Origin of the sequence: Micromonospora sp. DT53 (assembly GCF_049841535.1) — a bacterium.
Taxonomy (GTDB): Bacteria; Actinomycetota; Actinomycetes; order Mycobacteriales; family Micromonosporaceae; genus Micromonospora.
Genome location: NZ_JBNCKM010000002.1, coordinates 252,968 through 273,153 on the forward strand (window position 1 = coordinate 252,968; position 20,186 = coordinate 273,153).

Here is a 20,186-nt window from a genome sequence, read left to right on the forward strand (position 1 = left end):
GCGGCGGGGCCCTCCCCGGCACCCGCCGCCCACGCTCTGATGTGAGGAATTCTGCCCTACGGCTGCGTAGGTTCAACAGAGATCGGCGTCACATTTATCTTTTTGTAACATTACTGTCGGTGACGACGCGCAGGTTGATCAGCGATCTCCGCAGGCCGGATACCTCCTCGTCAGGGCCCAAGTTACCGATTCGTAGTGCTCAATCGGGTGGATCTCCCTGGAAACGCTCCCATTACCGCAGGTCACGCAAGTGCGTCGTGCACTTGCGATCCGCAGGTCCGGTGTGAACAGACATGTGTCGATGACCCGGGGCGCCCCCCGGCAGCCCCGAGCACGTTTCGTGCCCCACCGCCCGGGAATTCGATACGGTCAGCCCTGGTTCTACGGGACGTAGATAAACCGCGGTGATCGGAGAGTGCAATGGCAACCGTTGAGCTGACCTCGACGAACTTCGACGAGGTGACCGGCAACGACGGCATCGTCCTGGTCGACTTCTGGGCCGACTGGTGTGGTCCGTGCAAGCGGTTCGCCCCGGTCTACGAGCGCTCCTCGGAGAAGCACCAGAACATCGTCTTCGGCAAGGTCGACACTGAGGCGCAGCAGGAGTTGGGCGCCAAGTTCGACATCCGCTCGATCCCGACGATCATGGCGATCCGTGACGGCGTCATCGTCTTCGCCCAGCCGGGCGCCCTTCCCGAGTCCGCGCTGGAGAACCTGATCGAGCAGGTCGAGGCACTGGACATGGACGACGTTCGCAAGCAGCTGGCCGAGCACAACCACTGAGTCGTCCCCGCGACGACACGCGAGGCCGGGCCCACCACGGGCCCGGCCTTCGTCGTACCCCCGGAAGCTGGCGCATGATCACCTGCCTGGTCTGGCCGAACTGGCCGTCGGAGGGACCCGACACGGCCGGTACATCCCGTATCGTCACGACCCGATGGAGAACCTGACCACCCGCGGGCGCGTGACCCGGCTCGGCGCGACCGTACTCAGCCTCGTCCTGCTCGTCGTCGGCACCTTCTGGGGCAGCGACGACGACTTCCCGTTCGGCCCGTTCCGGATGTACTCCACGTCCAACCCGCCGAACGCGCCCGCACCCGACACCCGCGTCGAGGGGGTGAACAGCTCCGGGACGGTGATCGACCTCGACCAGAACGCGACAGGCATCCGCCGCGCCGAGATCGAGGGTCAGCAGGGCCGATACGCCGCCGACCCGACGCTGCTCACCGAGGTCGCCGACGCGTACGCCGAGCGCCACCCGGACGCCCCCGAGCTGGTCGAGGTCCGCATCGTCATCCGCTGGCACGGCATCCGCGCCGGCCGACCGACCGGCCAACACACCGACCAGACCGTCGTCCGCTGGCAGGCCCCCCGATGAGCGGCTGGCTGACCGAGGCGGTTCCCCGCGGCCGGGTGGCCGCGTTCCGCACCCTGATCTATCTGTTCGTCGCCGCCGACCTGGTGATCTTCACCCCCTGGGTACGCACCCGGGTCAGCGTGCCCGGCGACCTGTACCGGCCGCTCCTGATCGGCCGTCTGCTCCCACTGCCGACGCCAACCGAGACGCTGGTGACGGTGATCTTCTGGGCGTTGCTGCTACTCGCCCTCCTCGCCGCGACCGGACGGGCGCCCCGGTTGCTCGGCTGGGCCGTGTGCGCGCTGTACCTGGAGTGGATGATCATCGCGATGAGCTACGGGAAGGTCGACCACGACCGGTTCGGGCTGCTCGTCGCACTGGCCGTGCTGCCCACCGCCGGTCGCGCCCGACACGGCGACACCACCCGCACCGAGGCCGGCGGCTGGGCCCTACGCGTCACCCAGATCGCGGTGATCTGCACGTACTTCCTGGCCGCCTTCGCCAAGCTGCGCTTCGGCGGTCTGGACTGGCTGACCGGCTCCGTGCTGGCCCGCGCGATCATCCGGCGCGGCACCGACCTGGCGGACCTCATCGCCCAGGTGCCGCACCTGCTGATCGTCGCCCAGTTCGGCATCGTGGCGTTCGAGCTGCTGAGCCCGGTGGTCTTCCTGCTGCCAGCCCGCTGGCGACTCGCCATGGTCGGCTTCTTCTACTCGTTCCACGCGGTCACCATCGCGACCATCACGATCTCGTTCGCACCGCACCTGGCCGCGATGACCAGCTTCCTGCCGCTGGAGCGGGTGCGCCCGCTGGTCTGGGCCCGCCGGCTCGTCGGCCGTGGTCCTTCCGAGGCGGTGACGCAGGCCGCGGACCCGACGGACGCCGGCACGGTGCCGCCAGGCCAGGCCCCGGTGGGTGCCAGCGCGGAGCGGGCGCTCGACGATCAGGCTCCGGTGGTCGGGCGACCGGCCGGCCCGTAGAGCCGCTCCCGAGCCTCCTGCGGCAGCGAGCAGGCCGCCGTGCCGCCCGGCAGGCGGTGCCGGTTGCGCGCCACCCAGCGGTACAACGGCCAGGCCGCGGCGCGCACCGGAGGAATCCGCAGGCCGGCACCTGCGACCCGCCAGAGCGGACCACTCGCGGTGAGGAGCTTCGCGATGGCGTCCGGGCCCGCCGCGCGCGCGCCGTCCGCGCCGACCCACTGCACGGCCTCCTCGCACTCGGCCACGCTGAGGCCGAGCGCGTCCAGGTCGGCGAACTGCCAGGGCAGCACCCGTGCGGCGGTGGGGATGCGGCGCTCGATGAACTCCGCACAGGTCGTGCAGAACGCGCAGTCCCCGTCGTAGACGAAGGTCGACGTCTCCATGGTGTCCATCCTCCCCTCTCCGACCACCAGAACGCCCACCGGTGTACGGCGGGTCACTTGCGCTTGCCTCGTACACGTGTTCGAATAGTGCCTATGCGCTGGGACAACCTCACCGCTCCCCCGGTTGAGGGAGACCCCGAGCGGGCAGCGCCAGCGACGCCACCCCTGCCGCTGGCGCTGCCCGGCGCCGTCGCCCGCACCTTCGACACCCCGGAGTTCGCCGGGATGACCTTCTACGAGGTGCAGGCCAAGTCCATCCTCAACCGGGTTCCCGGGCAGTCCCGCGTCCCGTTCGAGTGGACGATCAACCCGTACCGAGGCTGTTCGCATGGGTGCGTTTACTGTTTCGCGAGAAATACTCACACTTATCTCGATCTCGATGCCGGTGCGGACTTCGACCAGAAGGTGATCGTCAAGGTCAACGCCGGCGAGCTGGTCCGACGGGAGCTGGCCGCGCCGCGGTGGCGGGGCGCGCACGTGGCGATGGGCACCAACGTGGACTGCTACCAGCGCGCCGAGGGTCGCTACCGGCTGATGCCGCAGATCATCGGCGCCCTGCGCGACTTCGCCAACCCGTTCTCGATCCTCACCAAGGGCACGCTGATCCTGCGCGACCTGCCGCTGCTGCGCCAGGCCGCCGAGGTGACCACGGTGGGCGTCTCCTTCTCGGTGGGGTTCGTCGACGAGCACCTCTGGCGCAGCGTCGAGCCGGGCACACCGCACCCGCGCCGCCGGCTGGACGCCGTCCGGGCACTCGCCGACGCCGGCCTCTCCGTCGGCGTGCTGATGGCCCCGATCCTGCCCGGCCTCAGCGACAGCGACGAGTCGATCGAGACCACCGTCTCGGCGATCGCCGCCGCCGGCGCGACAAGCGTGACCGCCCTGCCCCTGCACCTGCGTCCCGGCGCCCGGGAGTGGTACGCGCACTGGCTCGCCCGCGAGCACCCACACCTCGTGCCCCGCTACCGCGAGCTCTACCGAGCCGGCGCGTACGCCCCGCAGGCCTACCAACGGGAGTTGACCGCACGGGTGCGGATCGCCGCCCGCCGGCACGGGCTGCACCGCGGAGAGCGGGGCGACAACCGCAACCTGCCCGAGCCGCCGCCACCGTCGGCAGCAGAGCAGCTGACGCTGCTCTAGTCGGAGCTACAGTCGGCGGGTGCGTACCGCTCAGCAGATCCTCGCCGACTCCGCCGTGATCGCCGTCGTGGGCGCGTCCCGCGACCCGTTCAAGGCCGCGCACAGCGTGCCGTTGCAGATGCAGCAGTACGGCTGGCGCATCATCCCGGTCAATCCGACGGTCGACGAACTGTTCGGGGAACGGGCCTACAAGACCCTCGCCGACATTCCGCACCCTGTCGACCTGGTGGACGTGTTCCGGCCGGCGGCCGACGCCGTGCAGGTGGTCCGGGACGCGGCGGCGATCGGCGCCCCCGCGGTCTGGCTCCAGCTGGGCATCGTCTCGGCCGAGGCGCGACGGATCGCCGAGGAGGCCGGCATGGACTACGTGGAAGACCGCTGCCTCATCGTCGAACGCGCCGCCGCCGGCCTCACCCGCCTCGCCTGACCCGCCCCGCTCCCGCGATCATGGAGTTGTGGTGCCAGCTTGGTGGGTTGGCCCTGGCGGTCCGCGGGGCCTGGCCAGAGAGCTGGCGAGCAGCAGGGCGAGGCGTCCGTCGGCGCGGACGGCCTCGGCGGAGAGCGTGATGCCTCTGAGTCATATTGATGCCTCACAGTCATCACGCTCTTGACCGAAGGCACGGACAGACCGACCGAGCGACGGGCAACTGCATCAGCAGGCGCGGGTCAGAGCTTGTACTCCTTGAGGAGGCCTCGGGAGATGATGGTCTTCTGGATCTCGGAGGTGCCCTCGCCGATGAGCAGGAACGGGGCCTCCCGCATCAGCCGCTCGATCTCGTACTCCTTGGAGTAGCCGTAGCCGCCGTGGATGCGGAACGCCTCCTGGACGACCTCGGCGCAGTATTCCGAAGCGAGCAGCTTGGCCATGCCGGCCTCGACGTCGTTGCGCTGACCGGCGTCCTTGAGCCGGGCGGCGTTGACCATGAGGGCGTGCGCAGCCTCGATCTTCGTGCCCATCTCGGCGAGCTTGAAGGCGATCGCCTGGTGCTTGGCCAGGGGCTGGCCGAAGGTCTTGCGCTGTTGGGCGTAGCTCACCGCCAGCTCGAAGGCGCGGATGGAGATGCCGCAGGCGCGGGCTGCCACGTTGACCCGGCCCACCTCGATGCCGTCCATCATCTGGTAGAAACCACGGCCCACCTGGTCGGCGCCGCCGAGGATCGCGGAGTCGGGCACGGTCACGCCGTCGAGCACCATCTCGGTCGTCTCGACGCCCTTGTAACCCATCTTCTCGATCTTGCCGGGGATGGTGAGGCCGGGGGCGGTCTCACCGAAGCCCGGCTCCTTCTCCAGCAGGAACGTGCTCATGTTGCCGTAGACGGACTCCGCGCCGGTGTCGGTCTTGACCAGGGTGGCAACCACCGAGGAGTACGCCCCGTTGGTGAGCCACATCTTCTGCCCGTTGAGCACGTAACGGTCGCCGTCGCGGACGGCTCGGGACTTGATCGCGGAGACGTCGGAGCCGGTCTCCGGCTCGGACATGGAGAACGCGCCGCGCACCTCGCCGGTGGCCATCTGCGGCAGCAGGCGGGCCTTCTGCTCGGGAGAGCCGTGTTGGGAGATCAGGTACGCCACGATGAAGTGGGTGTTGACGATGCCGGAGATCGACATCCAGCCTCGGGACAGCTGCTCCACGACCAGCGCGTAGGTGAGCAGTGATTCGCCGAGGCCGCCGTACTCCTCGTCGATGGTGAGGCCGAACAGCCCCATCTCGCGCATGCCGTCGAGGATGTCGGTGGGGTACTCGTCGGCGTGCTCCAGCCGCTGCGCGTTCGGGATGATCTCCTTGTCGGCGAAGTCCCGAACGGTCTCCAGGATCGACTGTTGCACATCGGTCAGGCCGGGCGTCTGGGCGAGTCGGGCCATCTCAGCCTCCGGGGATCCGCGCACTACTCGTGGGTAACTGAACGCTGGGTCAGTATCGGCCTCTCCGGTGGACGAGGCCAAGGTGACCAGTCCACACAACCGCTGTGAAAAGGTTCACCGCTGCGGGTAGCGTCCGGCAAGAGGGACTTTTCCGGCACCGGCAGGAGGAGGACAGCTGTGAGCTACCCGCCGCCGTCGGGACCGCCCGAGGACGAGCCCCCGCCGTCACCCTACGAGCCACCCAGGGACCAGTCGCCGTACGCGCCACCGCCGGCCGGCCAGCCATCGTACGCGCCGCAGCCCGACCAGCCGGCGTACGAACTGCCAGCGGAACGCTCACCGTACGGGCCACCGGCGGGTGACCCGTCGCCGTACGGCCACCAGGGGTCGCAGCAGTCGGCGCACTGGAGTCAGCAGCCGCCGTACCCGCCGCAGGGCCCCTACGGTCAGTACGGTCCACCGCCGTCCGGGTCGGGTCGGGGCACCAACGTGCTGGCGATCCTGTCGCTGGTGTTCGCCTTCGTGTTTCCGCCGGCCGGCGCCGTCCTCGGCCACGTGGCCAAACGGCAGATCCGCACCAGCGGCGAGGAGGGCGACCAGCTCGCGACCTGGGGGCTGATCCTGGGCTACGTCTTCACCGGGCTCACCGTGCTGGCCTGCTGTGGCTGGCTGGCGCTTGTGGCCTTCGGCAACACCGGCGACAGCGGCGGCTACTGACCGACCGGCCGGTGCGCACCGGCGCGCTCAGCGGAAGCGCGCCTCGCGGACGCTGTTGCCGCCGTCCACCACGAGCATCTGCCCGGTGATGTACGAGGCGGCCGGCGAGCAGAGGAAACTGATCGCCGCGGCGACCTCGTCCGGTGTGCCCGGTCGCCCCACCGGGGTGCCCAACCCCTGCTTGATCTCGGCCATCGTGGACGCCGCGGTGTAGATCGTGCCGGGCGCCACGGCGTTGACTGTCACGCCGTCGGCGATCATCTCCATGGCCAGGGCCCGGGTCAGCCCGACGACCCCGGCCTTCGCCGCGGCGTACGCGGCCTCGGTGGGCAGGGCATTTACCGGACCGGCCGTGGCCGCCAGGTTGACGATCCGACCCCAGCCCCGCTCGGCCATCCCCCCGATGAACGCCCGGCTGCACAGGAACGCGGTGGAGAGGTTGCGGTCGATCTCACCGCGCCACTCGTCGTAGGTCAGCTGCGCCACCGGCCGCAGCACCCCCTGGCTGGCCCGACTGGCCAGGCCGGCGTTGTTGACCAGCACCTCGACGTCGCCCAACTGCTCGGCGACCGCATCGGCCAACGCGCCGACCTCGGACTCGTCGGTCAGGTCCGCGACGAAGCCGGTCACCCCCAGCTCGGTCGCCCGCTCGTGGATTCGTCGGGTGGTGGAGACGATGGCCACCCGTGCGCCCAGGTCGGCGAGTCGCCGGGCGGTGGCGTACCCGATGCCGTCCGGGCTGCCCGCGCCGGTGACCAGGGCGACCCGCCCGTCGAGGCGCATGGTGACCGGGTCGGCGAGCGCGACCGGCTCGTCGGGGCCGGGGCTGCCCGCCGGGGCGGCCGTCCGGGCGCGACGGGCCGCGCCCGGGCGGCTGACGTCCCGTCGGGGTCGGCTGCCGGAGCGGTCCGCGGCGCGCGCGTCGTATGCCATGCCAGGGATCCTGCCCGTTACGACCGGCCCGAGCAACGCGGCACCCGGAAGCGGGGGCGTCGGGTTTGGGCGGCGCTGGCTACCCTGTCTCCGCACCCCGACCTGACGGAGAGTTCGTATGACCAATCCCCCGCCGCCCGGCAACTGGACCGATCCCACGTGGTCGGCCCAGCCGTCGAGCCCCGCACCGGACCCGACCCTTGTGGCCGGTCAACCGGTGCCCCCGCAACCCGGCCCGGTCGACTCGTACGCGCCCGACCCGTACGCCCCGGCCGACCCGTACGCCGGAGCGCAGCCGCCGGCGACCCAGGCGATGCCCGGCTACGCCACGCCCGGTTACGCCCCGACCGGCTACCCGCCGCAGTACCCCGGCTACGGCTACCCGCAGCCGCCGAAGACCAACGGGCTGGCGATCGCGGCGTTCGTGCTGGCCCTGATCGGTTTCACGTCCTGCATCACCGCGCCGATCGGCGCGATCCTCGGCCATGTCGCGCAGAAGCAGATCCGGCTCAGCGGCGAGGGCGGCGCGGGGATGGCGAAGGCCGCCATCATCGTCGGCTGGATCCTCACCGGGTTCCTGGTGCTGGTCATCCTCTTCTACGCCGCCGCGATCATCTACGCGATCACGACGAGCGACAACACCAGCAGCTACTGACCGGCGGGCGGGTGGACGTACCGCCGGTCGTCGAGCCGGATCGACAGCCGGCGGCTGTCGTCCCGGCCCGGCCGGTCACTCCGCCGGTGGGGTGAACGACGAGGTACGGCTCATCCCGGCGGCCCGACCCTTGGCCGCGACCACGAGCGCCATCTTGCGGGACGCTTCGTCGATCATCTCGTCGCCGAGCATCACGGCACCGAGCCGGCCGCCGGCCTCCGAGGTGTAGTGCTCGTACGCGTCGAGAATCAGCTCGGCGTGGTCGTAGTCGGCCTGCGCCGGCTGGTAGACCTCGTTGGCGGCGTCGATCTGGCCCGGGTGCAGCACCCACTTGCCGTCGAAGCCCAACGCGGCCGAACGCTTGGCCACCTCGCGGAAGGCGTCGACGTCGCGGATCTGTAGGAAGGGGCCGTCGATGGCCTGCTTGTCGTGCATCCGCGCGGCCATCAGGATCCGCATCAGGATGTAGTGGTACGGGTCGCCCGGGTAGTCCGGGATCAAGCCGCCGACCACCATCGACTTCATGTTGATCGACGCCATGAAGTCGGCCGGGCCGAAGATGATGGTCTCCACGCGCGGGGAGGCGGCGGCGATCGCGTCCACGTTGACCAGACCGGCGGCGTTCTCGATCTGCGCCTCGATGCCGATCCGGCCGACCTCCAGGCCGATCGTCTTCTCGATCTGGGTGAGCGTCAGGTCCAGCCACTGCACCTGCGCGGCGGTCTGCACCTTCGGCAGCATGATGCAGTCCAGGTTGGCGCCGGCGCCCTCGACGACCTCGATGACGTCCCGGTACGTCCAGGGGGTGGTCAGGTCGTTGACCCGGACCACCCGGGTCTTGCCGGCCCAGTCACCCTCGTTGAGGGCGGCCACGATGTTCTTGCGCGCGTCCGGCTTGGCCAGTGGGGCGACGGCGTCCTCCAGGTCGAGGAAGACCTGGTCGGCCGCGAGCCCCTGGGCCTTACCGAGCATCTTCACGCTGGAACCCGGCACGGCGAGGCAGGACCTGCGGGGGCGACCGACTGCGGCCATGGATGCGCTCCTTCCAGCGTCCGGCGGGCATGCCGACGCCACCTGACGACAGATCCGAGACCTTAACGATCCCAAAGGGCGTTGTGACGCCACGGTAACCTCGCGCCATGACCGGGGTGAATGGACCTGTGGAAGATCTCACTGGGCGCCGACTGGTGGTGGTGACCGGGGCCAGCTCCGGCATCGGGCTGGCCGCCGCCGTGCACCTGGCCTGCCGTGGCGACCAGGTGGTTCTGGTCGGGCGGGACCCGGCCCGACTACAGGCCGCAGCCGAACGGGTACGGGAGAACTCCGGTACGCGTCCGGAGCTGTTCCGGGCGGACTTCGCGATCCTCGACGACGTACGCCGACTGGCCGAGCAACTCCGGGCCGCGTACGACCGGATCGACGTGCTCGCCAACAACGCCGGCGCGATCGCGCTGCAACCACTTGTCACAGTCGACGGCTTCGAGATGTCGATCCAGGCCAACCACCTGGCCCCGTTCCTGCTGACCAACCTGCTCGCCGACCGGGTGGGCCGGGTCGTGGTGACCGCCTCCGGCGCGCACCGCTTCGGCGCACTCGACCCGGACGACCTGAACAAGCCCCTGCGGGGCTACCGGCCGATGGGCGCGTACGGCACCAGCAAGCAGGCGAACATCCTGTTCACCGCCGAGGCCGCCCGGCGCTGGCCGGACAGGTCCGCGTACAGCTTCCACCCCGGGGTGGTGCGCACCCGGTTCGCCAACGACAGCAGGCTTGTCGCGTTCGGCATGCGTTTCATGCCGTTCCGAAGCCCGGAGAAGGGCGCCGAGACACTTGTGTGGCTGGCCAACCAGGAGCGCTCCCGGCTGATCAACGGGGGTTACTACGTCGACCGTCGGCCGCGACGGCCCCTCCGGAAGGCGGCCGACCCGCAGCTCGCCGGCCGGCTGTGGGCGGCGAGCGCCAAGGCCGTCGGTCTCGATGCCTGACGTGGCCGGCGTGCTGACACTTGTCGCGATCGCCGAGTTCGCCGCCGGGGCCGAGGCCTCCGGGCAGCGTTACGAGGACGCCGTGGTGTCCCTGCTCGGCCGGCACGGCGGCCGGTTGGAGCGGCGACTGCGCGGCACCGACGGGCAGTCCGAGGTGCACGTGATCCGTTTCGACGACCGGGCCAGCTACGAGTCGTTCCTCGCCGACCCGGACCGGGCGGCCCTGCGTACCGCCCTCGGCGAAGCCGCCCCGACGACCCGGGTCATCGAGGTGCACGAAGCCTGACCTGCGTCTTCCCTCACTTCATCACGGGGCGGCGGGCGAGAACAAGCCTTGATCTTGGCCCGTCCGGCGGTCAGGGTCGAGGCATGGAATTCGATGCGACGGCCACCGTACGCCGGGCCCTCTGGATCGGCGGTGGGCAATGGGCCGGCAAGTCCACGGTCGCGGTCAACCTGGCCCTTCGACAGGGGCTCACCGCTTACCTCTACGACCGACACGATGCCCGCGGCCACGACGATCGGCGCATCGCCGACCGGGTCCGGCGGGGAGAGTCACCGGCAAGCCCTGACCCGGACACTGTCTGGGTCCACACCGATCCGACCCGGATGGCAGCCGAGACACTGGCCGGCTTTGCCAGGCGCTTCGCCTGGGTGCTGGACGACCTGAGCGCGCTGGTGCCCGGCCGGAGGCTGGTGGCAGAGGGCTGGGGGTTGCGGCCGGAGCTGGTGGCACCGGTCGTCGAGTCCGTACGGCAGATGGTTGTCCTGGTGCCCACCGCCGAGTTTCGCGCCCACCAGCTGACCCGACTGCCTCGGGCCAGCAACGCCATAGCGGGGGTCAGCGACCCCGAGCGGGCCAACCGCAACCGGTGGAAGCGGGACGAACTGGTCGCGGCGGATGCGGTGGCGCAGGCCGAGCGGCTGGGCGTCCGGGTTATCCGGGTGGACGGGAGCCTCGACGGCGAACAGCTGACCGACGTGGTGGCCGAGCACTTCGCGGCGTACCTGTGACGTTCGTCAGTCGGTGAGCGGGGTCGGGTCGGCCGGCAGGGCGGTGGGTTCGCTCCGCCGGCCACCGAGCACCACCACCGCCACACCGGCCAGCAGCAGCGCCATCCCGAGCAGGGCGTACGGGCGCGGCAGTTGGCCCAGCCAGGCCCAGCCGAGCACTGCCGCGCCGGGCGCCTCCAGCAGGATCAGCACGCTCACCGTGGTCGCCGGGATCTTCCGCAGCGCGTAGTTGAACATCGAGTGCCCGAGCAGTTGGGCGCCGGCCACCAGGGCCAGGATGGCCAGCCAGGTACGCCCGTCGAACCCGGTCAGCCGTACGCCGCCGACCAGGCACAGGGCCAGCAGGATCAGCGCGCAGATCCCGTAGCAGATGGTGGTGTAGGTGGTGGTGCTGATGCTGGTCCGCGCCCGCTCCCCGAACGCCGTGTAGACGGCGGCGAACACACCGCCGATCAACGCCAGGACGTCGCCGAGGACGGCCCGGCCGGAGACTCCCACGTCCACCCCGGTGGCGACCGCAGCGCCGCCGACCGCCACCGCGATGCCGATCCACACGACCCGGGGCAGCGGACGCCCCTGGGCGCGGGCGATCAGCCCCTGCCAGACCGGCTGGGTGGCGACCAGGGCGGTGGAGGTGGCGACCGAGGTGAGCTGGGCGCTCGGCACCCAGGTCGCGAAGTGCCCGGCCAACGCGACGCCGGCCAGAACGCAGAACAACCCCTCCCGCCGGCCGGCGCCCACGGTCAGCCTGCGGAACTCGGCGCGACGTCGAACCAGCGCGAAAGGGCTCAGGACGGCCACCGCGAGCAGGTTGCGCCAGAACGCGATGGCAAGCGCGGGGGCGGCCGCGTACGCGATCAGCGGCGCGGACGACGACACGGCGACCACGGCCAGCCCGACCGCGCCGGTGGTCAGCGGATCCAGGGCCGGTCGAGGTGAAGGTGGGGGCACGGGACGTAATCCTCACACGTGTGACGGCCGGCACGGAGGGTCATCACTCCGTTACGATCACGCGGTTCCGCACCGGCGACCCTCGACCGCCCGGAGGCGTTCCCCCATGCCCAGCTACCAGGCGGTGCTGTTCGACTTCTTCGGCACCCTGACCCGTTCGGTGCAGCGCGGCGTCGCGCACATCGGCACCGCCGAACTGCTCGGGTGCCACACCGACACGTTGACCGAGGTGCTGGATCGCACCTACTACGAGCGGGCCACCGGCCTCCTCGGCAACGCCGAGGCGACCCTGCGCTGGGTGTGCGCCCAGGCCGGCGTACACCCCAGCGACCAGGCGGTACGGGCGGCCGTGGCCTCCCGGCACCGGGCGGTCCGCGCCGACACCTGGCTGCGGGCCGACGCGGTGCCGGTGCTGGCGGCCCTGCGCCAGCGCGGCCTGCGCACCGGCGTGATCAGCGACTGTACGCACGAACTGCCGGCCTTCCTGCCGCAGCTCGCGGTCGCCCCGCTGCTCGACGTACGGGTCTTCTCGGTGCAGGTCGGGCGGTGCAAGCCGGATCCGACGCTCTACCTGACCGCCTGCCAGCGGCTCGGGCTCGCGCCGAGCGACTGCCTCTACGTCGGTGACGGCGGCAGCCAGGAGTTGACAGGCGCCGAGCGGGCCGGGATGACCGCCGTCCGGCTCGCCGCACCGGATCTGGCCACGCACCTGGTGTTCAACGCCGACCGGGACTGGCGCGGCCCCACACTCGGCACCCTGGGCGAGGTGCTCGCCCTCGTCGACGCGGACGCGGCGGTCGCGGCCGTCGGCGGTCGGGCGGCTGACCAGTTGATCGGCTGATCAGCGGCGACGCACCCGGTGCAGGCGGAACGGCTTGCGGGTGGCCCGGACCGCCGGAGTCGCCCGGGGCGGCTCGGCCTGCGCGTCGGCCGGCAACTCCGCTCCGGCCACCGGCGTACCGGCCGGGGCGAGCCGGTTCACCGCGCATCCGTCGGCGGCCCACCGGGCCACCAGGTCGGCCGTCGGACCGGGCGCGTTCAGCCGCTTCGCCGCCACCAACGGCGCGGTGATGTCCCACGCCTCGGTGCCCGGCTGCAACCGGCTCACCCGGGCCGACCAGGTGACGATCCGACCGCCGTGGTCGCCGCGCAGGGTGACCTGGGCCTCGGTCGCGTCGGCCAGACCCGGTGCGGCCTGCTCGCCCGGCCCACTGACCACCAGGAGCGCGCCCTCCAGGGGTGCGCACCAGAGCGCGAGCGCGGGCCCGCCGGCAACGCTGACCCAGGCCACGGCGGCCTTCTTCATCGCCTCGTCGACAAGTGGGCTGCCCCCGGGGGCGTCCTCGTCCGTCACACCCGCATCCTCCCGCATCGGCGCCTCCACTCAGCCCACGAACGGCGGCACGGCGATCTCGCCCCGAGCCACCGGCACCACCTGACCGGCGACCGTCGCGCCGACCGCCACCCCGTCCGCCGCCGTGACCGTGCAGGCCAACGCGGACGGGCGGTTCATCTCCACGCCCTGACGGACCGCGTACTCCGACAGTCCCTCGCCGGGCAGCAGACCACTCGCCACCAGCCAGACACCGAGGCCGAGCGCCGCCGAACCCGTCGCCGGGTCCTCCGGAACGCCGATCCCCGGCACGAAGACCCGGGCGTGCGCGGTTTGCGCGGCCGCGTCCCAGGAGAAGACGCTGACGTGCGACACCCCGTACCGCTGCGCCACCGCCGGGTTCACCCGGGCACGGGCCACCGACTCCGGCCGCACCGGCAGGTACGGGAACTCCAGCCCGCAGCCGGCGACACGTGGGGCGGGCCCGACGTGGTCGTCGGCGACCAGCCCGGCGATCTCCAGCAACGGCTCCGGGTCCAACTCCGGCCCGAGGGTCGGGGCACCCCCGGTCAGCGTCGCCCCGGACGCGGTCACCTCGATCGGCAGCACACCGGCCCCGCACTCCTGGGTGACCTGCCCCACACCGAACATGCCCCGCCGGCACGCGGTGACCGCCGCGCCGACGCTGGGATGCCCCGCGAACGGCAACTCCTCGACCGGCGTGAAGATCCGGGCCCGGTAGGTGATGCCGACCTGGGTCGACGGCAGCACGAACACCGTCTCGGAGAGGTTGAACTCCAGCGCGAGCGCCTGCATCTGCTCGGTGGCCAGCGCCTCCGCGCCGAACACCACCGCCAGCGGGTTACCGGCGAAGGGGCGATCGGTGAAGACGTCCACGATCTCGTAGGCCAAGGTCGACATGTTGATAAACACTAGGCGCTTAGGCTGGTGCCCGTGAGCACGCCGAACCGGGTCTACATCGCCCGTCTCGCCGGAGTCGCCGTCTTCGACCCGAACGGCGACCAGGTGGGCCGGGTTCGTGACGCCGTGGCACGGCTCCGGGCGACCAAGCGTCCGCCCGAGGTGGTGGGCCTCGTCGCCGAGATGCCGATGCGCCGGCGGATCTTCCTGTCCATCAACCGGATCACCTCCATCGACGCGGACGCCGTCGTGCTCGGTTCCGGCACCCTCAACCTGCGCCGGTTCGAGAAACGCCAGAACGAGCTGCTGGTGCTCCAGGAACTGCTCGACCGGCGGGTGCAACTCGACCCGGGCGGCCAGCCCGGCGCGGTCGTGGACGTCGCGATGGAGTGCACCCGGGGCGGCGAGTGGTCACTGACCCGTGTCGCCGTACGCGAGCAGACCGGTCGACTCAGCCGCCGCGGCCACCTGCACCAGGTCGAGTGGGACCGGGTGCGCGGGCTCAGCGGCATCGCCGACAACCGGGGTACGGCGAACCTGCTCGCCGTCCTGGAGGACATGCGCCCCGCCGACCTGGCCAACGCGCTGCAGGATCTGCCCGACGCACGGCGCAACGAGGTCGCGGCCGCGCTGGACGACGAGCGACTGGCCGACGTGCTCAGCGAGCTACCGGAGCACGACCAGGTGGAGATCCTCGCCGCCCTGGACCGGGAGCGGGCCGCCGACGTCCTGGAGGAGATGGACCCGGACGACGCCGCGGACCTGCTCAACGAGCTGCCGCCACCCGAGCAGGACGTGCTGCTGGACCTGATGGAACCGGACGAGGCCGACCCGGTACGCCAGCTGCTGAAGTACACCCCCGGCACGGCGGGCAGCGTGATGACCTCGGAGCCGGTCATCCTGCCGCCGGACGCCACAGTCGCCGAGGCGCTGGCCCGGATCCGGGAGCCCCAGCTCTCCCCCGCGGTCGCCGCGCAGGTCTTCGTGACCCGGGCACCGCAGAACACACCGACGGGCCGCTACCTGGGCATGGTGCACTTCCAGGCGCTGCTGCGCGAACCACCGGCCGACCTGCTCGGCAAGGTGGTGGTCAACGACATCGACCCGCTGCGCCCCACCACGCCGCTGCCGGAGATCACCCGCCGGATGGCCACCTACGACCTGGTCGCCATGCCGGTGATCGACCGGAACAACCGGCTGGTCGGCGCCGTGACGGTGGACGACGTGCTGGACCACTCGCTGCCCCGGGACTGGCGGGACCGCGACGCCCTGGCCGCCCCGGGCGCCACCGACACCGTGCTGGACGGCGCGGATGGCTGAGCAGCGGCGGACGGAGCGTCTCGACCAGCCACGCGAGCCCCGGGGCGTCAAACTGCCCCGGTTCGACGCGGAGGCGTTCGGTCGCTGGTCCGAGGGCATCGCCCGGGGCATGGGCACCGCGAACTTCATAGTCGTCATGACCGTGGTGATCACGATCTGGTTCGTGTGGAACACGTTGGCCCCGGCGAACCTGCGCTTCGACCCGTACACCTTCACGTTCTTGACCCTGGTGCTGTCCCTGCAGGCCAGCTACGCGGCCCCGCTGATCCTGCTGGCCCAGAACCGGCAGGCCGACCGGGACCGGGTGGCCCTCGAGGAGGACCGGCGGCGAGCCACCGCGCAGAAGGCGGACACCGAGTACCTGGCGCGGGAGATCGCGGCCCTGCGGATCGCGCTGGGTGAGGTCGCCACCCGCGACTTCCTCCGCTCCGAGCTGGCCCGGCTGGCCGAGGAACTGGACGAGATGGGGCAACGCCGGCAACGGCTGGAGCGCCGCCAGCAGGAGAAGGACAGCCGCCAGGAGCGACGCGGCCAGCGGCCGACCGACGGCGTCGGCCTGGACGAACCCCGCGACGACCTGGACGGCGACTTCACCCGGGACGCCCGGCCGGACGGCACCGGCCCGCGCCGCGCGGAGAGCTGACCAACGGGTCATCGATTGGCTCACACCACCCCGGGCAGCGGCGGCAGCGGATGCCCCGCGACGTAGCATTGCGGGCATGTCAGCACCCGTGAGCACCGTCGAGGACGCGATCCAGGCCGCCCTGGCCACCGTCAACGACCCGGAGATCCGCCGGCCCATCACCGAGCTGGGCATGGTCCGCTCCGCCACGATCGGTGCCAGCGGTGTCGTACGCGTCGAGCTGCTGCTCACCGTCGCCGGCTGCCCGCTGAAGGACAAGCTGCGTAACGACATCACCGCCGCCGTCGCCGCCGTGCCCGGCGTCACCGGCGTGGAAATCGACTTCGGTGTGATGACCCCCGAGCAGCGGCAGGGGTTGCAGTCGCAGCTGCGCGGCGGCGGCGCCACCGAGGAGCCGGTCATCCCGTTCGCCCAGCCCGGCTCACGCACCCGCGTGTACGCGGTGGCCAGCGGCAAGGGCGGCGTCGGCAAGTCCAGCGTGACTGTCAACCTGGCGGCGGCGCTCGCCGCCCGCGGGCTCTCCGTCGGCGTGGTCGACGCGGACATCTACGGCCACTCGGTGCCCCGGATGCTCGGCACGGAGGCCCGGCCCACCCGCGTCGAAGACATGATCATGCCGCCGCAGTCGCACGGCGTGAAGGTGATCTCCATCGGCATGTTCACCTCCGGCAACGCCGCAGTGGTGTGGCGCGGCCCGATGCTGCACCGGGCGTTGCAGCAGTTCCTGGCCGACGTCTACTGGGGCGACCTGGACGTGCTCCTGCTCGACCTGCCGCCGGGCACGGGCGACGTGGCCATCTCGCTGGCCCAACTGCTGCCCAACTCGGAGATCCTGATCGTCACCACCCCGCAGACCGCCGCCGCCGAGGTGGCGGAGCGGGCCGGCGCGATCGCCCTGCAGACCCACCAGCGGGTGGTCGGGGTCATCGAGAACATGTCCTGGCTGGAGCTGCCGGACGGCTCCCGGATGGAGATCTTCGGCGCCGGCGGTGGCGTGGCGGTGGCCGAGTCGCTGAGCCGGACCATCGGCGCGCAGGTGCCGCTGCTCGGTCAGATCCCACTGGACACCCGGGTCCGCGAGGCCGGCGACGCCGGCAACCCGATCGTGCTGGCCGAGCCGGAATCCCCGGCCGCCCAGGCACTCGGCACGATCGCCGACCGGCTCGCCCTGCGCCGCGAGTCACTGCTGGGTAAGCCACTCGGCCTCAAGCCCGCCGGCCGCTGACCACCACGACCACCCCTCAGCCCGTCGGCCGCCGTTGGCCGGCGGGCTGAGTCGTCTCGGCGGACGGTCCAACCCGGGCCTCCACGGCGCGGCCGGCGCGGCGTTACGCGGCCGGCGCGGCGTTACGCGGCCGGCGCGGCGTTACGCGGCCGGGCCGGCGCGGGCTTGCGCGGGCGGCATGGTCAACTCGGGTTCCCGGAAGTCGCGGTATCCCACGCTGGTTGACCGGCCGACTTCCTGCAACCTGAGTTGATCATGGGCCACGGCGGCCGTCGAACAGCCGTGCGCCCGGGGCGAGCCCGTGCCGTTCGGGTACGGCGGCCGGGCGGATACGCGCCGCGCGGGTACCGACCGGGTCGGTACGGGCCGGGGCCGGGTAAGGGCCGGGGCCGGGTAAGGGCCGGGGCCGGGTAAGGGCCGGGGCCGGGTAAGGGCCGGGCTGAGGCGGGGTACGGGCCGTGCCGGGTACGGGCCGGGGCGCGGCGCGGCGCGGCGAACACCCTCCAGGTCTGGGCGAACGGCACCAACACGGGGCCGCGGCGGGATACGGGTTGGTCAGGTGGCGTCGTCGTAGCTGACGCGAGGGGCTGGCGCCGAGGGGCTGCTGCTGGTGGCCGTGCCGGAGGAGCGGGCGTCGTTCGACCGCAGGTCGGCGGCGTTGGCCACGTCCTTCAGGTCGTTGTGCACGCCGCTGACGTCCGCGCGCAGGTTGTCGTAGACGCCCTGCAACGGCTTGCGGATCGCCGCCTCGTCCTCCTCGCTGAGGAGGTGCTTGCGGATGAACGCCTTCGGGTGCAGGTCTTCCAGCTGAATGTCGGTGCCCAGTTCACGGCTCAGGTCGCCGGTGGCGTTGCGGGCCATGTTGCGCAGGTTGCGCACCAACCGCAGGCCGTCGGTGATCACGGCGGGGAGCCGGTCGCCGAAGATCAGCAGTGCCAGGAGCAGCAGCGCACCGATCTCCCACCAGTTCAGGTTGTCGAGCATCCCGCGGGCCTCCTCTCGGCGTCAGCAGCAAGACTACGCACGCCGGACCGCTTTCGGGCAAGGGGTGCGCCGCTGTTCACTTCGCGTCCGCGGCGAGAGTTACCGAGGTGTTCTGGCGGGTGGAGCCCCGCCGATACTCGACGGTCACCACCGAGCCCGGCGCATACTTGCGGACCAACGCGGTCAGGTCCGTGGGCTCGGTCATCGGCCGACCGTTGATCTTGAGGATCACGTCGCCGACCTTCAGCCCGGCACCGTCGGCGGGGCCGGACGGCTCCACCTCGGCCAGCCGCAGACCGCCCCCGACGACCCCGGTCGGGCCCTCGGCCCGGGCGCCGATGACCGTACGCCTGGCCTTGCCGGTGCCGATGATGTCCTGGGTCACCCGTTTGGCCTGGTTGATCGGGATGGCGAAGGCGAGCCCGATGTTGCCCGCCTCCTGCCCCTCGGCGACAAGTGACTTGATTGTGGAGTTCACCCCGACCACCCGGCCGGCGCCGTCGACAAGTGGGCCGCCCGAGTTGCCGTGGTTGACCGCGGCGTCGGTCTGGATGGCGGCGTAGTAGCGCATCGGACCGCCCGGCTCGCCGGCCTGCATCGTCCGGTCCAGAGCACTCACGATGCCGGCGGTAACCGTGTTGGCCAGCGACAACGGCGAGCCGATGGCGAGCACGGGGTCGCCGACCGCAAGCGCGTCGGAGTCGCCGAACTCCACCGGCCGCAGCCCGGGACGACTCACTTTGATCACGGCGATGTCCGACTCCGCGTCCTGCCCGACGATTGTCGCCGGCGCGGTGCTGCCGTCGTTGAAGACCACCGAGGCCTTGCCGGTGCCGCCGGCCACCACGTGGTCGTTGGTGATCACATGGCCGTCGGCGGTGGCGATGAACCCGGAGCCCTCACTGGTCCCGCCGAGGCTGCTCACCCGTACGGTGACCACGCTGGGCAGGACACGCTCGGCGACCCCGGCCAGCGACTCCGGTTTGCGCTGCGCCAGCGCCGGCACCTCCGCGGGCGTACCACCGAGGACCGCCGCACCAGCGCCGCCGCGTACCGCGAACGCGTAGCCCAGCGCGCCACCGAGGGTGCCGGCCAGGAGCGCGGTGATCACGGGGATGAGCAACAGGTGGCGCAGTGTCGGCCGACCCGGCGCGTCGGGGTTGGTGACCGGCTCGGGCTCGGTGCCGGGGGCCACCACCCCGGGCACCACCACCGCGGTCGGCGCCGACGGGTCACGCCAGGGGTCGGCGAGCGCGTCCGACCACCAGGGCGACGCGTCGGCCGAGGGGGGCCCGCCCGCGGCCGGTGCCGGCCAACCCGACGCCGGTCCACCGGGGAACGCCGGTCCACCGGGGAACGCCGGCCCGACCGGAGACGCCGGCCCGACCGGAGATGCCATCCCACCCGGGGACGCCGGCCAACCCGGTGCCGGCCCGCCGCCCGGCGGGGCTAGGGGCGTGCGGTCAGCCCCCGGCATGGTCGGCGGCCCCACCGACGGGGCTCCTACCCCGGGCGGTCGCGCCGGAGCCGGAGTCTCACCGCCCCGGCGCCAGTCCCAGCCGTCGGTCACGTCGGTGCCTCCCAGTCCGTCCCCGGATCCCGCGCCGCGTCGCCCGGCCACGGGCCGGTCTGGTCGCGGCTGACGGGATACCGCCTCCAGGATTGCACGGATGTACGCGGTGCAGTCAGCGGTTGCCCCGGTGATCGCTTCCGGTGGAGGCGCGGCTGCGTCCCACGACGGTCGCCTCTACGCTCACAGTGCCAACCCGCCCCCGCACCACG

General features: G+C 71.7%; 23 protein-coding genes. 14 read left to right on the forward strand and 9 right to left on the reverse strand.

The genetic code is table 11. The features are described 5' to 3' along the window. The first annotated feature begins 420 nt into the window (after window positions 1–420). The 3 genes from trxA (at window position 421) to ACLQ3B_RS07055 (ending at window position 2,337) form a co-directional block, all read left to right on the forward strand. Window positions 421–783 (forward strand): thioredoxin, encoded by a 363-nt coding sequence (trxA, locus tag ACLQ3B_RS07045; protein WP_007455291.1) that lies wholly within the window; start codon window positions 421–423, stop codon window positions 781–783. 154 nt (window positions 784–937) lie between these two features. After that, window positions 938–1,378, forward strand: a complete 441-nt coding sequence (locus ACLQ3B_RS07050; protein WP_425778441.1) for a hypothetical protein — start codon at window positions 938–940, stop codon at window positions 1,376–1,378. After that, a complete protein-coding gene (locus ACLQ3B_RS07055) occupies window positions 1,375–2,337 on the forward strand; it encodes an MFS transporter permease (RefSeq protein WP_425778443.1) in 963 nt (320 codons plus the stop codon). Before ACLQ3B_RS07050 ends, ACLQ3B_RS07055 begins: the two co-directional genes overlap by 4 nt. Here ACLQ3B_RS07055 and ACLQ3B_RS07060 read toward each other — a convergent pair. Further along, window positions 2,301–2,720, reverse strand: a complete 420-nt coding sequence (locus ACLQ3B_RS07060) for a thiol-disulfide oxidoreductase DCC family protein (protein ID WP_425778445.1) — start codon at window positions 2,718–2,720, stop codon at window positions 2,301–2,303. The genes ACLQ3B_RS07055 and ACLQ3B_RS07060 overlap by 37 nt on opposite strands. 93 nt (window positions 2,721–2,813) lie before the next feature. On the opposite strand from ACLQ3B_RS07060, the gene ACLQ3B_RS07065 reads away from it, so the two are divergent. Together ACLQ3B_RS07065 and ACLQ3B_RS07070 are read left to right on the forward strand one after the other, a co-directional pair. Next, window positions 2,814–3,860: an Rv2578c family radical SAM protein gene (locus ACLQ3B_RS07065; RefSeq protein ID WP_425778447.1), complete on the forward strand. Its 1,047-nt coding sequence runs from the start codon at window positions 2,814–2,816 to the stop codon at window positions 3,858–3,860. A 19-nt stretch (window positions 3,861–3,879) separates the two neighbouring features. Continuing rightward, window positions 3,880–4,287, forward strand: a complete 408-nt coding sequence (locus ACLQ3B_RS07070; protein ID WP_425778449.1) for a CoA-binding protein — start codon at window positions 3,880–3,882, stop codon at window positions 4,285–4,287. A gap of 239 nt (window positions 4,288–4,526) precedes the next feature. Here the strand turns inward: ACLQ3B_RS07070 and ACLQ3B_RS07075 are convergent, their stop codons facing one another. Next, a complete protein-coding gene (locus ACLQ3B_RS07075; RefSeq protein WP_425779811.1) occupies window positions 4,527–5,723 on the reverse strand; it encodes an acyl-CoA dehydrogenase family protein in 1,197 nt (398 codons plus the stop codon). A 177-nt stretch (window positions 5,724–5,900) separates the two neighbouring features. On the opposite strand from ACLQ3B_RS07075, the gene ACLQ3B_RS07080 reads away from it, so the two are divergent. Beyond that, a complete protein-coding gene (locus ACLQ3B_RS07080; RefSeq protein WP_425778451.1) occupies window positions 5,901–6,440 on the forward strand; it encodes a DUF4190 domain-containing protein in 540 nt (179 codons plus the stop codon). A gap of 27 nt (window positions 6,441–6,467) precedes the next feature. Here ACLQ3B_RS07080 and ACLQ3B_RS07085 read toward each other — a convergent pair whose 3' ends face one another. Continuing rightward, window positions 6,468–7,373 (reverse strand): SDR family NAD(P)-dependent oxidoreductase, encoded by a 906-nt coding sequence (locus tag ACLQ3B_RS07085; protein ID WP_387172479.1) that lies wholly within the window; start codon window positions 7,371–7,373, stop codon window positions 6,468–6,470. Window positions 7,374–7,491: 118 nt separating this feature from the next. Here ACLQ3B_RS07085 and ACLQ3B_RS07090 point away from each other — a divergent pair, with 118 nt between their 5' ends. After that, the gene (locus tag ACLQ3B_RS07090) at window positions 7,492–8,028 is read left to right on the forward strand and encodes a DUF4190 domain-containing protein (RefSeq protein WP_425778454.1); all 537 of its coding nucleotides are present in this window, start codon (window positions 7,492–7,494) and stop codon (window positions 8,026–8,028) included. Between the two features lie 75 nt (window positions 8,029–8,103). On the opposite strand, the gene ACLQ3B_RS07095 is transcribed toward ACLQ3B_RS07090, so the two are convergent. Continuing rightward, the gene (locus tag ACLQ3B_RS07095) at window positions 8,104–9,060 is read right to left on the reverse strand and encodes an HpcH/HpaI aldolase/citrate lyase family protein (RefSeq protein WP_210818878.1); all 957 of its coding nucleotides are present in this window, start codon (window positions 9,058–9,060) and stop codon (window positions 8,104–8,106) included. Window positions 9,061–9,188: 128 nt separating this feature from the next. Here ACLQ3B_RS07095 and ACLQ3B_RS07100 point away from each other — a divergent pair, with 128 nt between their 5' ends. The 3 genes from ACLQ3B_RS07100 (at window position 9,189) to ACLQ3B_RS07110 (ending at window position 11,027) form a co-directional block, all read left to right on the forward strand. Further along, window positions 9,189–10,013, forward strand: coding sequence for an SDR family NAD(P)-dependent oxidoreductase (locus ACLQ3B_RS07100; RefSeq protein WP_425779813.1), 825 nt, complete (start codon window positions 9,189–9,191; stop codon window positions 10,011–10,013). Further along, complete coding sequence (locus tag ACLQ3B_RS07105; protein ID WP_425778456.1) at window positions 10,006–10,299, forward strand: hypothetical protein; 294 nt, start codon at window positions 10,006–10,008, stop codon at window positions 10,297–10,299. Before ACLQ3B_RS07100 ends, ACLQ3B_RS07105 begins: the two co-directional genes overlap by 8 nt. An 83-nt stretch (window positions 10,300–10,382) precedes the next feature. Beyond that, window positions 10,383–11,027 (forward strand): hypothetical protein, encoded by a 645-nt coding sequence (locus ACLQ3B_RS07110; protein ID WP_425778458.1) that lies wholly within the window; start codon window positions 10,383–10,385, stop codon window positions 11,025–11,027. 6 nt (window positions 11,028–11,033) lie between these two features. Here the strand turns inward: ACLQ3B_RS07110 and ACLQ3B_RS07115 are convergent, their stop codons facing one another. Further along, window positions 11,034–11,978, reverse strand: coding sequence for a DMT family transporter (locus ACLQ3B_RS07115; RefSeq protein ID WP_425778460.1), 945 nt, complete (start codon window positions 11,976–11,978; stop codon window positions 11,034–11,036). A gap of 106 nt (window positions 11,979–12,084) precedes the next feature. Here ACLQ3B_RS07115 and ACLQ3B_RS07120 point away from each other — a divergent pair, with 106 nt between their 5' ends. Beyond that, entirely contained in the window at window positions 12,085–12,819 is a 735-nt protein-coding gene (locus ACLQ3B_RS07120; protein ID WP_425778462.1) for an HAD family hydrolase, read from the forward strand. On the opposite strand, the gene ACLQ3B_RS07125 is transcribed toward ACLQ3B_RS07120, so the two are convergent. Further along, window positions 12,820–13,350, reverse strand: coding sequence for a hypothetical protein (locus tag ACLQ3B_RS07125; protein WP_425778464.1), 531 nt, complete (start codon window positions 13,348–13,350; stop codon window positions 12,820–12,822). It abuts the gene before it with no gap. 12 nt (window positions 13,351–13,362) lie between these two features. Further along, window positions 13,363–14,232: a PhzF family phenazine biosynthesis protein gene (locus tag ACLQ3B_RS07130; RefSeq protein ID WP_425778466.1), complete on the reverse strand. Its 870-nt coding sequence runs from the start codon at window positions 14,230–14,232 to the stop codon at window positions 13,363–13,365. A gap of 33 nt (window positions 14,233–14,265) precedes the next feature. Here ACLQ3B_RS07130 and ACLQ3B_RS07135 point away from each other — a divergent pair, with 33 nt between their 5' ends. From ACLQ3B_RS07135 to ACLQ3B_RS07145, 3 genes are all read left to right on the forward strand, one after another. Next, window positions 14,266–15,552, forward strand: a complete 1,287-nt coding sequence (locus tag ACLQ3B_RS07135; RefSeq protein WP_425778468.1) for a magnesium transporter MgtE N-terminal domain-containing protein — start codon at window positions 14,266–14,268, stop codon at window positions 15,550–15,552. After that, window positions 15,545–16,195, forward strand: coding sequence for a DUF1003 domain-containing protein (locus ACLQ3B_RS07140; protein ID WP_425778470.1), 651 nt, complete (start codon window positions 15,545–15,547; stop codon window positions 16,193–16,195). The genes ACLQ3B_RS07135 and ACLQ3B_RS07140 overlap by 8 nt, the downstream gene beginning before the upstream one ends. Window positions 16,196–16,271: 76 nt before the next feature. Continuing rightward, a complete protein-coding gene (locus ACLQ3B_RS07145; protein WP_425778472.1) occupies window positions 16,272–17,420 on the forward strand; it encodes an Mrp/NBP35 family ATP-binding protein in 1,149 nt (382 codons plus the stop codon). A 555-nt stretch (window positions 17,421–17,975) separates the two neighbouring features. On the opposite strand, the gene ACLQ3B_RS07150 is transcribed toward ACLQ3B_RS07145, so the two are convergent. Next, complete coding sequence (locus ACLQ3B_RS07150) at window positions 17,976–18,404, reverse strand: preprotein translocase subunit TatB (RefSeq protein WP_425778474.1); 429 nt, start codon at window positions 18,402–18,404, stop codon at window positions 17,976–17,978. A 76-nt stretch (window positions 18,405–18,480) separates the two neighbouring features. Further along, window positions 18,481–19,989, reverse strand: coding sequence for a trypsin-like peptidase domain-containing protein (locus ACLQ3B_RS07155; protein ID WP_425779815.1), 1,509 nt, complete (start codon window positions 19,987–19,989; stop codon window positions 18,481–18,483). Window positions 19,990–20,186 lie beyond the last annotated feature (197 nt).